Consider the following 14,273-nt stretch of genomic DNA (forward strand, 5'->3'; position numbering starts at 1 on the left):
TATAAAAAGGAGCAGGATGGAGCGGACTTATGCAGGTGTACTTTTTCATATTATATTTCTTCACATACGGATTTCTCGGGTGGTGTACAGAGGTGGCTTATGCGACGACAAAGCAGCATAAGTTCGTAAACCGGGGATTTTTAAATGGTCCTATATGCCCAATCTACGGCATCGGCGTGGGCGTGGTCGTACAGTTCCTGACACCGGTGAGGGAAAATCTCGTCCTGCTTTATGTGACGTCTACCATACTTGTCACGTTGATTGAATGGATAACAGGGTTTCTGATGGATAAGATATTCCATCACAAGTGGTGGGATTATTCCGGACAGCCGCTGAACATAGGCGGATATGTCTGTCTGATATTTTCACTCGTCTGGGGCGTGGCCTGCGTCTTTATCGTGAAAGTGATTCATCCGCTCATACATAAGGGGCTTTCCCTGCTTCCGACGGTAGCAGGCGTCGTACTTATCGCTGTGCTTGGAGCAGTGCTCATCTCAGACATCTATGTCACGGCTTCCGGCATCCTGAAGCTGAACCGGCGCCTGGAGATGATGGAACGGATTGCCGCAGAGCTGCGGGAGCTTTCTGATAAAGTGGGTGAGAATATCCATGAAAATGTACTGGAGACGATGGAAGTAACAGAAGAGATCAAAGAAAGACTGGAAGCAGCTACAGAAGAGCAGAAGGGCCGTGTCGCAGATCTGAAAGAAAAATACAGAGAACTGGCGGAGCACGGGACAAAAGTGAGCAACCGCCTGCTGAAGGCCTTCCCGAAGATGGAATCGAGAAAGCATAAGGATATCCTGAAAGAGCTTCAGATGAAGATACTTAAGAAATAAATGTGGGTTTAAGTAAAGTGGCTGCGGACAGGGAGCCGGGTGGCATCTGCTCCGATGCGTCCGAGGCTCTGACTATTTCACGTATCCCTAACCCTCCGGAATGCGCGCCGACAACGGCTTGCATCCCGCAGGATAAGGGCTACGGAAAGGATTCTCCGCCTCTCCCGCTTGCACCTGCGCATCTCCCACCCGGCTCCCCGCCCGCTATCTACTTCACTTAACAAGGGCAAGGACGGCTGTGTGGCGTTACTGGCCAGCGGATGAACGCTGGCTGCGTCAGTTGAGTGATAAAATATCGCAAGCTTAATGTGAATAACACAAAGAGCAGATGAATGATAAGAGCTTTGCTAGTCCAGATGAATCAGGCTGGCGAGTTTGTTCTTTGTTAACATTTGCGGCGAGGCGTACACGCCGTTGCTGCAAGAAGAGCCGGAACCAGGCAGGGGATGTTATCTCAACATCCCGGTACCTGATTCCGGCTCTTCTTCATTACGATTACTTTCAACTAAAGTTATCAGCCTGCTTAGCCCCTTTTCACTATGCTGACACAGCCAAAGCCCATCCATCAGCCGGCAGCGTCACACAGCCACCCCCACCCATGCCAGTAAAGTAGATAGCCGATGGAGAGGTATGGGACAGATGCGAAGGTATAAGCGGAAGGGACGGAGAATCCTCACCAGATTCCTTGGCTTGTGGGGTGAGAGCCGCCATCGGCGTACATCCCACAGGCTTAGGAATCTGTGTGATAGTCGCAGTTCCCGGACGCATCGGAGCATCTGCCCCATACCTCCCCAGCGGCGTCTACATTACCTAAACTCACATTTTCTTCCGGTGCACGAGGTAGGACTGCACCATCAGATATCCCGGGTAGATGAGGCAGAATACCGGCAGCAGGTAGTTTGCCGGGAATCCAAGCTTCTCCAGATAACCGTCTACAAGTATGAAGATGACGATGAGCGGCAGTACATAAGAGATATATCCCCTTGTCCAGTTGGGCAGCTTAAGCCCTTTGCCGCAGTTGACTTCTTTGCTGTAGTTCTTCCAGCCCCATCCATAGCGGTAGGTACAGAACAGCAGGTACAGCAGCGAACCGAGCGGAAGCAGCGTGTTGGAAACGATGAAGTCCTCAAGGTCCTGTACGGTGCTCCCTGCGCCGAATGGCTGGAAACCGCTTAAAAGGTTGAAGCCGAGGGCACATGGGAGGGAGAGCAGTATGACGGCGACCGCGTTTACGACAACCGCTTTCTTTCGGCTCCAGCCAAAATCCATAGCAAATGCCACGATATTTTCAAACACCGCGATGATCGTAGTCAGAGCGGCAAAAGCCATGAATGCGAAGAACAGGGAGCCCCATACCCTTCCGCCGGCCATTTCGTTAAAGGTAGCGGGGAGGGTTACGAAGATAAGGCCCGGTCCGCTGCCTGCGTCGATGTCATATGTAAAGCATGCAGGAAAGATGATCAGTCCTGAAAACAAGGCGACTAAAGTATCCAGAACGACTACGTTCAGGCTCTCTGACACGAGGGAATGGTCTTTTCCGATGTAGCTCCCGAATATAGCCAGCGCTCCGATGCCGAGGCTCAGCGTGAAAAATGCCTGCCCAAGTGCTGCGAAGATAATCTCGCCGAGGGAATAGTTCTCAAGAGCCCTGCCAAAATCAGGAATGAGGTAGAAGGCAAGTCCTTCCTTTGCTCCGCTTAGAAGAAAGCTGTGTACGACAAGTACGAGCATGACGACAAACAATGCACCCATCATATACTTGGATATCTTTTCTACGCCGTTGCGGAGGCCTTTGGAACAGATGAAGAATCCGATGACGGTCACGACGAGCATCCAGAGGACCTGCTGTGAAGGGCTGGCGAGAAAGCCGGAGAAGGCAGAATCGATCTGCTCCGCGTTTTTGCCGCCCAGTGAGCCGGCAGCGGTCTTGAAGAAGTAAGCGAGCATCCACCCGCCGACTGTCGTATAGAACATCATCAGCATATAGTTTCCGACCAGGGGGACAAGCTTGACATAATGCCATTTCGTTCCCTCTGGTTCCAGTATCTCAAAAGATCTGGCGGCGGATTTCTGTGAGGCCCGTCCGACGGAATACTCCATCGTCATGATGGGAAGACCGAGGAGAATCAGAAATACAAGATAGATCAGTACGAAAGCCGCACCCCCGTACTGCCCGGTGATATACGGGAACCGCCACACGTTGCCCAGCCCTACCGCACAGCCTGCGCTGATGAGCAGGAACCCGAGACGTGATGAAAATTTTTCTCGTGTGTTCATTTTGCTACACTCCTTTAAAATAACATGCTGCCCTCAGGAAAACATACAGACCGAGGGTACTTCCCCCATTCTACTAAATAGAGCGAGGACGTGTCAATCATCAAATGCATGTTGACAAAAACAGCAATAGCGGATATGATAATTACACTCGTCAAGTAATTCTATCAGACAATAAATCAATTCGTCATCATGCGGGGAATCCCCGTCCTTGGGAGCAATCATCCCAGATTTTCCTTCAACTATTAAGAAAAGGAGAATGCATATGAAACACGTAGCCAGACTATGGAGGCTGTTGGCGTCCGGTTTATTTTTGCTGCTTTTATCTCTCGCCCTTCTGGGGCTGGAAGAGACGGAGGTGCGGGCCGCGCCCGTGTCTCTCGTACAGGGGGAGGCAGTCTATTACCAGGGCTATTCGACACATTACTATTATATAGACGGTGTCCTCGGATATTGCCTTGAGCCGGGCAAGACTCCGCCGTCCGATGGAAGCTATGATTCACAGGTCATCGATAACAGCCAGCTTCTGAGCAAAGCGATGTATTACGTCTACGGAGGCCCGGGCTATGAGACCCATATGAGGCCCGCGCTTCCAGAAGCATGGAGGTCCGAGGCGAATGTCTACTGTCTGTCCCATTGTGTACTGTCGTATATATATGACAACTTGAGCGGGGACAGTGATGCATTCATCGGGCTGAATGAAGAGATGAAGAACCAGGTCATACAGTGCGCTTCCTGGATCAGAGGGTGGCCTGCGATACCGGCCCCCGATATCTCATTCTCGGGCACGGAGTTCAACAGCTGGTTCGACAGAGAAGGAAAGCAGCAGAGGACAGATGAGATAACATGTACCGGTGATGCAGATAACAGCATTACGATTCCGCTGCCGGAGGGAGTGTGGCTTGTGAACGTCTCGAAAGGAACAAAGAAGGAAGGGCAGGTCCGGGTGATGGGAGGGGACCGCTTCTATCTGTCTGCCGATGTCGGAATGCTTAACGGTGAGCGGTATGAGAGCGGAGCGCTCTATGGCAGCCGCCGGCAGGCGTGGCGGACCTTAGTGATCAGGTCCGGCAGCAATGGGCAGGATATCGGCGGCGGAAGCCTGATAACGGTCGAGACAGCGCCTGCTTCTCTGGCAGTGACGTGGCTTCCAAAGCCGGAACTTGTCACGGACAAACAGGCGGATAAGACTGGAAAGTCCTATAAAGTAGGGGATATTGTCACCTATACGATAGAAGTGACGCAGCGCATCCAGAATGCGGTTGCCAAAAATGTCGTCATTTCAGACACGATTCTGACCGAGGGGGTCAAGCTTCAGAAAAATTCTGTCGTCCTTCTGGACGCGCATCAACGCGCCGTATCAGACGCAGTAATCACAGTAGAAGGGAACACTTACAGCATCCATTCGGGCGAGTCGCTGGAATTTCTGCAGAGCGTAGAGCGCGGAGAGAAGTTCTATGTGGAATATCAGATAGCCATTACCGACGCATCCGTCATTGGGAGAGAGATAGAGAATGAAGTCGTCGTGAGGGCGGACAATGCCGACGAAGTGAAGGACCGTGAGATTGTAACGGTGGAGGAACCTGAGATACCGAGGGAACCGGAAACGCCGGAAGAAGAGCCGAAAGAAGTTCCGGAAGAAGAGAAGCCCGTGATTGAGGAACCAGAAGCAGAACCCGCACCAAAACCGGCAGTAAAAGCAGAGGCAGTAAAGACGGGGGATGAAGAAAATTTGATGGTTCTTATCTTATTGCTCATTCTTTCTTGCACCGCAATCACCGCCTGTGGTAAAATAGCTCGTAAGACTAAGTAGATGAAGGAGGCGTCATAAGATATGGGAATGACGATGACACAGAAGATTCTTGCGGCACATGCGGGGCTTGAACATGTAGTGGCGGGCCAGCTGATTGAAGCGAAGCTCGACGTAGTTATGGCTAACGACATTACAGGGCCGATGGCGGTGCCTGTATTTAACCAGATGGCAGATAAAGTATTTGATAAGGAGAAGGTAGTCCTAGTACCGGATCATTTTACACCGAACAAGGATATCAAATCCGCGGAAAATTCCAAGTCCATCCGTGAATTTGCAAAAAAGCAGGGACTGACACATTATTATGAAGTGGGTCAGATGGGCATTGAACATGCAATCCTACCGGAGAAGGGCATAACCGTCGCGGGGGAATGCATCATCGGAGCGGATTCGCACACGTGTACATACGGAGCGCTCGGAGCATTTTCCACCGGTGTCGGAACTACAGACATCGCGACAGGGATGGCGACAGGAGAGCTGTGGTTTAAAGTTCCTTCTGCCATCAAGTTCGTGCTGACCGGAACGCCTTCCCGGTATGTGAGCGGTAAGGATATCATCATCCATATTATCGGAAGGATTGGCGTGGACGGCGCCCTGTACAAGTCCATGGAATTTACAGGAGACGGCATCCGAAGCCTTACGATGGATGACCGCTTTACGATGGCGAACATGGCTATCGAGGCCGGGGCGAAGAACGGAATCTTTATCGTCGATGAGCGCGCCAAAGCATATATGAAAGAACACTCTGAAAAGAGCTATACGATATATGAGGCGGATGATGACGCAGCCTATGATGAGGTCGTCGAGGTCGATCTTGCCAAGGTCCGTCCTACGGTGGCGTTCCCGCATCTTCCGGGCAATGCGAAGACGATAGATGAGATTGAGGCTATGGAGCCAATCAGGATAGACCAGGTAGTCATCGGTTCCTGTACGAACGGCCGTATGGAAGATATGAGAAGGGCGGCGGCAGTATTGGATGGCCGGAAAGTACACCCGGATGTGCGTGTGATGATTATACCTGCCACGCAGAAGATATATAAGCAATGCATCAGGGAAGGGCTGGTAGATATCTTTATCGATGCCGGCTGCGCCTTCAATACGCCGAGCTGCGGCCCGTGCATGGGCGGGCACATGGGCGTGCTGGCGGCAGGAGAGAAGTGCGTATCCACGACAAACCGTAACTTCGTAGGCCGAATGGGACACGTGGATTCCCTGATCTACCTTGCATCCCCTGAGGTGGCGGCGGCAAGCGCCATAGCGGGATATATTGCGAATCCAGAGAAAGCAGGTGACAGATAATGAGAGCATCAGGACATGTATTTAAATATGGTGATAACGTAGATACAGATGTAATTATTCCGGCACGGTATCTGAACTCCTTTGACGGAAAAGAGCTGGCTGCTCACGCTATGGTTGACATCGACCCGGAATTTGCCGGTAAGGTCAGGCCCGGAGATATGATTGTGGCTAAGAAGAATTTCGGCTGCGGATCTTCCAGGGAACACGCGCCGCTCTGCCTGAAGGAGGCAGGGGTAAGCTGCGTAATTGCAGAGACATTTGCACGTATCTTCTACAGGAATGCGATCAACATCGGGCTGCCTATCATCGAATGCCCGGAGGCCGCTCAGGGGATAGAAGCGGGGGACGAAGTAGAAGTAGACTTCGACAGCGGGATGATATACAACAAGACAAAAGGCCTGAGCTTTGAGGGGCAGCCGTTCCCGGAATTCATGCAGAAGCTTATCGCGGCCGGGGGGCTTGTAAATTATACGAACGGCAAGAAGAGATAGTGAGGGTTATCTGTTATGGGAAATGAGAGAGGAAATGGGGCGGCACTGCTGCCGATAGGGGGATTTCTTGTGATATTCCTCGGTGCAGGCATCGTGACGGGAGACTTTTATGCAATGCCCGCCATAGTGGCATTCTTAATAGCGCTGTTTACAGCATTTATACAGAACAGAGGGCTGAGCTTTCAAGAGAAGATAAAGGTAATATCAAAAGGGGTGGGAGATGAGAACATCATCACCATGAGCCTTATCTTCCTGTGCGCCGGAGGGTTTTCCGGCGCCGTGACAGCAGCCGGCGGCGTGGAGAGCACGGTCAACTTCGGCTTATCTATCCTGCCTGCCAAGATTGCGGTCGTAGGCTTGTTTATCATCGGCTGCTTCATCTCAGTATCCATGGGGACATCTATGGGAACGATAGCGGCACTTGCGCCGATAGCAGTGGGGATCGGCGAGAAGACAGGATTCTCTCTGGCAGTCTGCATCGGTGCGGTCGTGTGCGGCGCCATGTTCGGGGACAACCTGTCTATGATATCGGATACGACTATCGCGGCGGTCAAGACGCAGGGATGTGAGATGAAGGACAAGTTCCGGGAGAACTTCCTCATCGTCCTCCCGGCAGCCATCATCACAATTATCCTATTCCTTGTCATTACATGGAACGGTAACGCCAGCGTGGCCGCGGGGAGCTACAACATCCTGCGCGTCATCCCGTATATACTCGTGCTCGTAGGGGCCCTGATCGGCATCAACGTGTTTGTCGTCCTGATTGGAGGGACGGTCGTATCGCTCGTCGTGGGGGTAGCCACCGGCAGCCTTGCGGCAGGCGAGATGTTCTCATCCGTCGGCAAGGGTGTGACAGGCATGTATGATATCACGGTCATCTCCATCGTCGTGGCCTGCATCGTGTCGCTGGTGAAAGAGTTCGGAGGCATCCAGTTCATTCTGAACCTGATCAAGCGGAGCATCAAAGGACAGCGGGGAGGGGAGGCCGGCATCGCCGGACTGTCGCTTCTCGTTGACATGTGTACGGCGAACAATACGGTCGCCATCGTCATGGCCGGCCCTATCGCAAAAGACATCAGCGAAGAGTTCGATATATCGCCGAGACGGTCCGCGTCCCTGCTGGATATATTTACGTCCGTAGGGCAGGGCCTGATTCCTTACGGGGCACAGCTGCTCTCGGCGGCGAGCCTTACGGGGCTGACACCATTTAACATAATGCCATATCTGTTTTATCCGATATTGATGGCAATCAGTGCAATTCTTTTTATTGCATTCAGGAAAGCGAATTGAAAGGATGGAAAAATGAATCTACATTATAAGAGCACAAGAAATTCCAAATTGAAGGCCACAGCATCTGAGGCCGTGCTGAAAGGGCTTGCGCCGGACGGGGGGCTGTTCGTGCCGGAGTGCATCCCGAAGCTGGACATCCCGATGGACAGGCTCAAACGCATGAGCTATCAGGAGACGGCTTATGAGGTGATGAAGCTGTTTCTGACTGATTTCACGGAGGAGGAGCTTAAGGCCTGTATCAGCAGGGCATATGACAGCAAGTTTGATACGGAGGAGATCGCTCCGCTTGCGAAAGTGGATGATACGTATTATCTGGAGCTGTTCCATGGCCCTACGATTGCATTCAAGGATATGGCCCTGTCCATACTTCCATACCTTATGACGACTTCTGCAAAGAAGAATAATGTAGAGAATGAGATCGTCATACTGGCGGCGACGTCCGGTGATACCGGAAAGGCGGCTATGGCCGGCTTTGCTGATGTGGAGGGTACGAGGATCATCGTGTTCTATCCGAAGAACGGCGTGAGCAAGGTGCAGGAGCTTCAGATGGTCACGCAGAAGGGAAATAATGTAGACGTGGTGGCGATACACGGGAACTTTGACAATGCCCAGAGCGGCGTGAAAGCGATGTTTGAAAATGCGGAGCTGGCAGATAAGCTGGCTGGTAACGGATACCAGTTCTCATCCGCCAATTCCATCAACATCGGCCGGCTTGTCCCGCAGGTCGTATATTATGTCTATGCATATGCGAAGCTGCTGGGGGAAGGGGAACTGTCCGCAGGCGAGCAGATGAATGTGGTTGTTCCGACCGGCAATTTCGGCAACATACTGGCAGCTTATTATGCGAAGCAGATGGGCGTGCCGATTGGCAGGCTTATCTGCGCTTCAAATGAAAATAAGGTACTGTTCGACTTCTTCTGCACGGGAACGTACGACAGGAACAGGGCATTCGTGCTCACGACATCCCCATCCATGGATATTCTGATTTCAAGCAACCTGGAGCGCCTCATCTACCTTGTAACCGGTGAGGATTCCGGGCAGACTTCCAGATTCATGGAAGAGCTGAAGGCCGGGGGAAGTTATGCGCTTACGGAAGAGATGAGGGAGAAGCTGGAAGATTTTGAAGCCGGATACGCGACAGAAGCACAGACGGCAGATCAGATCAGACGCATCTATGAAGCAACCGGATATGTACTGGACACGCATACGGCCGTAGCCTCACATGTGTGTGACGAGTACAGGAAGGCGTCCGGGGACGGCAGCAAGTGCCTTGTAGCCTCAACGGCCAGTCCCTATAAGTTTGTTAAGAGCGTCATGACATCCATCGACAGCACGTATGAAGCGGAAGATGATTTCCTTCTGCTGGAGAAGCTGGAAGAAGTATCAGGGGTGGACATGCCACAGGCAATTGCAGATATTCTTCATGCAGACGTGCTCCATAAGACGGAGTGTGACACGGATAAGATGGAAGATACGGTAAAAGAGATATTAGATATACGATAATTGAGGTGTGACAGATGTTGAATGGAATATTTGGAATATTTGGACTTGGATGTGGATTATACTGTCTGTATGCGTACTTTTTGATGAAGACGAAGAAGGAGATCAATACGACGATACTGCTGCCGAAGGAAGCGAGATTCAAAAAATGCAAGGATGTGGATGCCTACTGCAGGGAGATGTCCCCTCCGCTCCTGACGCTCGGGATAATCGTAACCGCATACGGCGGGCTGGACTTATACAATACTTATATGGGCGGTATAGGTATATTGTTCCTCATCATGTTCGCCCTCGTGTGGGTGGCGCTCATCTGGTTTTTCGTGGCTGTCCGTAAGTGCAATAAGAAATATTTTGGTGTGTAGGAAGAAGAAATGCAGGATTAGAATTCAAATCCTGCATTTTTTAAAATTATTTATACAATACGTACAACAATCATGTAATAAATGAATGATAAAAAACTAAAACTTTCGTGAAAACATTGTTAAAGTCTTGACTTTTCTTCTGAAAAATGAGATAATGAATCAAATTTGGAATTTTAAGGAGGAAAAGAGACATGGCAACAAAAGCATATTATCCGATTAGTGAAATTGGTGCTGGAAAAACTGGTTTTTCCAAAACCCGTTCTATTATTGAAGCAGCATTTTATGGAAATAATGTTGTTCCGGTTAACACATTAAAAGAGGCATACAATCTGGCAAAGAATTCACCCGGAACGATTGTTACAGATATGCCCGTATATAGGGGAGAAGAATTTGGTCTTGACAGCGATGCCAGAGTATTGTTATTCAACGACGGCGCGGTGACAGGCCGTTATGCAGGCGCACGACGCATCAAAGGAGAACCTGGAGTGGATGCGGCCAAGCTTGACAAGGTGACGATGGATGCAGTATATGAATCACGCTGGAAGACGATGTATCATGCAACCGTATATGTTGGTCTTGATACAGAATTCATGGTGAAAGCACATCTTCTTATTCCAGAGGGAGAAGAGAACATCATGTACAACTGGATGCTGAACTTCCAGTATATGGCTGACGAATATGTCAAGATGTACAAGAATTCCAAACCGGTAGGCGACGGCAAAGAGCCTGATATCTATATTTTCTCCGACCCGCAGTGGTTTCCGCAGGACCGACCCGATGTTGATTACAGCTGCCTGAGCGATCCTCTTACGCTCTGCTATTTTGACACCGCTGAGAACTGTGCATGTATCCTTGGTATGAGATACTTCGGTGAGCACAAGAAAGGTACGCTTACGATGGCATGGGCGATTGCCAACAGAAATGGCTATGCTTCCTGCCACGGCGGACAAAAAGAGTATACGCTTCCTGACGGTTCCAAATATGTTGCATCTGTATTCGGACTCTCCGGATCAGGCAAATCTACTCTTACGCATGCAAAACACGACGGCAAGTATCCGATTACGGTTCTCCATGACGACGCGTTCATCATCAATACAGACACATGTGCTTCCGTAGCGCTAGAGCCGACATACTTCGACAAGACGGCGGACTATCCGACAGGCTGCGATGACAACAAGTACTTATTATCAGCACAGAACTGTTCCGCGACCCTGGATGAAGACGGGAAGATCCAGCTAGTGACAGAGGATATCAGGAACGGCAATGGACGTGCCATCAAGTCTAAATTGTGGTCACCAAACCGTGTGGATAAGATTGACGCACCTGTAAACGCTATCTTCTGGATTATGAAAGACCCGACGATTCCGCCGGTAGTCAAGCTGAAGGGTTCCGCGCTTGCATCTGTCATGGGAGCGACGCTTGCTACGAAGACATCTACCGCAGAACGTGTTGCCGCAGGAACGGATCTGAATGCGCTCCGTATCGTTCCTTACGCTAACCCATTCAGAACATATCCTCTTGTTAATGACTACGAGAAGTTCAAAAAGCTTGTAGAAGAGAAGGATGTAGACTGCTATATCGTCAACACCGGTGATTTTATGGGCAAGAAGGTACAGCCGAAAGATACGCTCGGCATTCTGGAAGCAATCGTGGAGAGAAAAGCGGACTTCAAGCAGTGGGGTCCATTTGAAGATATCGAAATCATGGAATGGGAAGGCTTTATCCCTAACCTGGATGACGCAGACTATAAAGCGCAGCTCAAGAATGCAATGATGAACCGTGTCAATGCAGTAGAGAAGTTCTCCACAGCAAAAGACGGTTATGACAAGCTGCCGGATGAGGCGCTCGCAGCACTCAACAAACTGGTTGAAGAATTAGCATAATCAGTTTGATAAAGCTGTAAAAATGTGCCATCTGTCACAGCTGGCACATTTTTGTTGAAAAACGAGAGATAATAGAGTATAATGATTTTAGGAAAACCTGGGATGCACGACAACTCCTGTTATTTTGAACCTACAAAACTTTAAACGGGACTCTTATATCTCTGAAATATGTCAGGCCCCCGATTACGCAGGGGAAGGCAGAAAAACAGATGCGGACACCCACCTGGCTGCGGCTAGGAGTCAAAATACAGGAACCGGCATTTTGGGGATCTTACAAAAGATAAAGGGCAGTCGTATATAATACGGCTGTCTTTTTATAATATAGGGTACTTCGTTGCCTGTATTATAAAACCCTTCGGAGGAACGCGCTGCGCCGGCAGAGGATGATGCCGCTATAGCGGCAGGCGGACGAATGTGCCTTGGCACATTCATTGTTCCATATATCAGAAGATGATTTTTATGGCATTCCGGTCTATTTTATGGATGCTGTCATAAATATAGAAAAAAACGGGTGGACAAGAGGTACATAGTGTGAGGCGAAGAAGAAAAGAAAAATATCTGTATTATGGGATGGCGATTCTCGTCACCCTGTTTATCATAGTCGGCCTTGTGTCGGCATTGAAGGGCACAGGCAAGATAAAAGGCCTGGGCAGGACGGGAACAGAAAAGGAGGCCGGTGAAGCAGAAGGCGGACCGGAAGAAAAGAACACGGCTATAGACAACCCGGATATCCGTGTCCTCATCATGGATAACGGATACAGCAACATCGTACATCCAAGCGTCACCATATCGTCCGCAAAAGGTCTGACGCTTACATGCGGCGAAGAGACAGAAGACTGGGGCAAATCAGACAGTCTGACGATAGCACCGGATGATGCCAGGTTCGGGAAAGGGAATATCCGTATACAGGCAAAAGAAGGGAAAGTCACACTGTCCAGTATCAAGAGAGGATTCGGGACACCTTCCTACAGCGGAATCATAGAACTCCGGACTACGGCAGAAGGTATCGTCATCATTAATGAGCTGCCTGTGGAGACATATCTGTGCGGGGTCGTGCCGAGCGAGATGCCGGCCTCATATGAGCTGGAGGCGCTGAAGGTCCAGGCGGTCTGCGCAAGGAGCTATGCCTACCGTCAGATGGCAGACTATGGCTACCCGGAATACGAGGCGCACGTGAATGACAGTACGGACTATCAGGTGTACGGCAATTCCGAGGAACAGGAGTCCACGTCCAAGGCCGTCGCCGAGACAGCAGGGCAGGTCGTCCGATATCAGGGCGAGGTCGTGACTACATACTATTATTCTACTTCCTGTGGAAGGACGACATCTATGGAAGCCTGGGGTACCGCGCCAAGCGACAGCAACGGCTATCTGCAGAGCGTGGACGTGTCTGACGGAGAAGCAGATTATGAAAAAGAGCTTCCATGGTACAGATGGGAGGCGGCAGTTCCGGTACAGACGCTGTCCAACCTGGTCGGCCTGAACACCGGAACAGATGTAGGGACACTTTCCAGCGTGGAAGTGACGAAGAAAGGTCCCGGAGACGTGGCCCTGCAGATAAAAGCGACCGGAAGCAATGGAAGCGTTACTGTCGACACGGAAAATAAAATCCGGAGAGCCCTTGGAGGAAAAGGGTATCAGATAACGAAGCAGGACGGCACGGTCATAGACAGCGGCGCGCTGCTGCCGAGCGCCTTCTTCACCATCGAAAAGACCGCAGACGCATTTGTCATCAAAGGAGGCGGATACGGCCACGGCATCGGGATGAGCCAGAATGGTGCAAACGAGATGGCAAAGCAGGGCAAGGATTACAAAGAGATCCTGACCTTATTTTTCCACGATGTCACGATAGAATGATGTTGGCTGCTACCGGAAGGTGAGCGACGTATCTGTCATCGTATCGATGATAGCAAGGGATTCCAGATGGATGCCTTTCTGCCGGATGATCTGCCCGCCCTGCTGGAACCCTTTTTCTATAACGATGCCGGCGCCCTCTAGGGTTGCGCCGGCTTCTTCTATTATATCGAGAAGTCCCATGAGTGCGCAGCCATTAGCGAGGAAATCATCGATGACGAGAACATGGTCGTCAGGATCCAGAAATTTCCGGGAAAGGATGACGTCATATACTTTCTTGTGCGTAAAAGATTCTACCTTCGTGTGGTATACTTCGCCGTCTATGTTAATACTTTGCGCTTTTTTGGCAAATACTACTGGTACCTGGAAATACTGGGCCGCTATGCAGGCGATGCCGATGCCGGACGCCTCGATGGTCAGAATCTTAGTAATCTTGTCACTTGGAAATCTGCGGCGGAATTCCTTCCCTATCTCGTTGATCAGGCCAATATCCATCCTGTGGTTGAGAAAACTGTCTACCTTTAGTACATTCCCTGGCTTTACCGTTCCGTCTTTCAGGATTCGTTCTTCTAAAAGCTGCATGATTATACCTTCCTTACCGTATTCTATATATACATCATATACTAACGTATAGCCTTTTGTTTTTCAATAGACAAAGATGGAAAAATCGG

At 50.4% G+C, this 14,273-nt stretch carries 13 protein-coding genes and 1 other RNA gene; 11 read left to right on the forward strand and 3 right to left on the reverse strand.

The window, feature by feature from the left end:
* Nucleotides 1–29: 29 nt before the first annotated feature.
* On the forward strand, nucleotides 30–839 hold the full coding sequence (locus E1963_RS11850; RefSeq protein ID WP_132278218.1) for a putative ABC transporter permease: 810 nt from the start codon (nucleotides 30–32) through the stop codon (nucleotides 837–839).
* Nucleotides 840–841: 2 nt separating this feature from the next.
* Entirely contained in the window at nucleotides 842–1,060 is a 219-nt protein-coding gene (locus E1963_RS11855; RefSeq protein WP_132278220.1) for a hypothetical protein, read from the forward strand.
* A 316-nt stretch (nucleotides 1,061–1,376) separates the two neighbouring features.
* Here the strand turns inward: E1963_RS11855 and E1963_RS11860 are convergent, their stop codons facing one another.
* The gene (locus tag E1963_RS11860) at nucleotides 1,377–1,607 is read right to left on the reverse strand and encodes a hypothetical protein (protein ID WP_132278222.1); all 231 of its coding nucleotides are present in this window, start codon (nucleotides 1,605–1,607) and stop codon (nucleotides 1,377–1,379) included.
* Between the two features lie 48 nt (nucleotides 1,608–1,655).
* Complete coding sequence (locus tag E1963_RS11865; protein ID WP_132278224.1) at nucleotides 1,656–3,116, reverse strand: sodium-dependent transporter; 1,461 nt, start codon at nucleotides 3,114–3,116, stop codon at nucleotides 1,656–1,658.
* Between the two features lie 262 nt (nucleotides 3,117–3,378).
* Here E1963_RS11865 and E1963_RS11870 point away from each other — a divergent pair, with 262 nt between their 5' ends.
* The 9 genes from E1963_RS11870 (at nucleotide 3,379) to E1963_RS11910 (ending at nucleotide 13,605) form a co-directional block, all read left to right on the forward strand.
* The gene (locus E1963_RS11870; RefSeq protein WP_243117704.1) at nucleotides 3,379–4,926 is read left to right on the forward strand and encodes an isopeptide-forming domain-containing fimbrial protein; all 1,548 of its coding nucleotides are present in this window, start codon (nucleotides 3,379–3,381) and stop codon (nucleotides 4,924–4,926) included.
* A 21-nt stretch (nucleotides 4,927–4,947) separates the two neighbouring features.
* On the forward strand, nucleotides 4,948–6,222 hold the full coding sequence (gene leuC, locus E1963_RS11875; RefSeq protein ID WP_132278228.1) for a 3-isopropylmalate dehydratase large subunit: 1,275 nt from the start codon (nucleotides 4,948–4,950) through the stop codon (nucleotides 6,220–6,222).
* Entirely contained in the window at nucleotides 6,222–6,713 is a 492-nt protein-coding gene (locus E1963_RS11880) for a 3-isopropylmalate dehydratase small subunit (RefSeq protein ID WP_132278230.1), read from the forward strand. The genes leuC and E1963_RS11880 overlap by 1 nt, the downstream gene beginning before the upstream one ends.
* Before the next feature lie 15 nt (nucleotides 6,714–6,728).
* Nucleotides 6,729–8,003, forward strand: coding sequence for a Na+/H+ antiporter NhaC family protein (locus tag E1963_RS11885; protein ID WP_132278232.1), 1,275 nt, complete (start codon nucleotides 6,729–6,731; stop codon nucleotides 8,001–8,003).
* A 12-nt stretch (nucleotides 8,004–8,015) separates the two neighbouring features.
* Nucleotides 8,016–9,506 carry a threonine synthase gene (thrC, locus tag E1963_RS11890; protein ID WP_132278234.1) on the forward strand — a complete coding sequence of 497 codons (1,491 nt, stop codon included), beginning with the start codon at nucleotides 8,016–8,018 and terminating at the stop codon, nucleotides 9,504–9,506.
* Between the two features lie 14 nt (nucleotides 9,507–9,520).
* Nucleotides 9,521–9,865 (forward strand): hypothetical protein, encoded by a 345-nt coding sequence (locus E1963_RS11895; protein ID WP_066578881.1) that lies wholly within the window; start codon nucleotides 9,521–9,523, stop codon nucleotides 9,863–9,865.
* Nucleotides 9,866–10,056: 191 nt separating this feature from the next.
* Nucleotides 10,057–11,748 carry a phosphoenolpyruvate carboxykinase (ATP) gene (locus E1963_RS11900; protein ID WP_066578879.1) on the forward strand — a complete coding sequence of 564 codons (1,692 nt, stop codon included), beginning with the start codon at nucleotides 10,057–10,059 and terminating at the stop codon, nucleotides 11,746–11,748.
* A gap of 91 nt (nucleotides 11,749–11,839) precedes the next feature.
* Nucleotides 11,840–12,021: non-coding RNA, 6S RNA (ssrS, locus tag E1963_RS11905), on the forward strand.
* A gap of 258 nt (nucleotides 12,022–12,279) precedes the next feature.
* Complete coding sequence (locus E1963_RS11910) at nucleotides 12,280–13,605, forward strand: SpoIID/LytB domain-containing protein (protein WP_243117705.1); 1,326 nt, start codon at nucleotides 12,280–12,282, stop codon at nucleotides 13,603–13,605.
* A gap of 9 nt (nucleotides 13,606–13,614) precedes the next feature.
* Here the strand turns inward: E1963_RS11910 and E1963_RS11915 are convergent, their stop codons facing one another.
* Nucleotides 13,615–14,184 carry a xanthine phosphoribosyltransferase gene (locus tag E1963_RS11915; RefSeq protein WP_132278236.1) on the reverse strand — a complete coding sequence of 190 codons (570 nt, stop codon included), beginning with the start codon at nucleotides 14,182–14,184 and terminating at the stop codon, nucleotides 13,615–13,617.
* Nucleotides 14,185–14,273 lie beyond the last annotated feature (89 nt).

The sequence above is a fragment of the Extibacter muris genome, from assembly GCF_004345005.1.
In the GTDB taxonomy this organism is placed as follows: Bacteria; Bacillota; Clostridia; order Lachnospirales; family Lachnospiraceae; genus Extibacter; species Extibacter muris.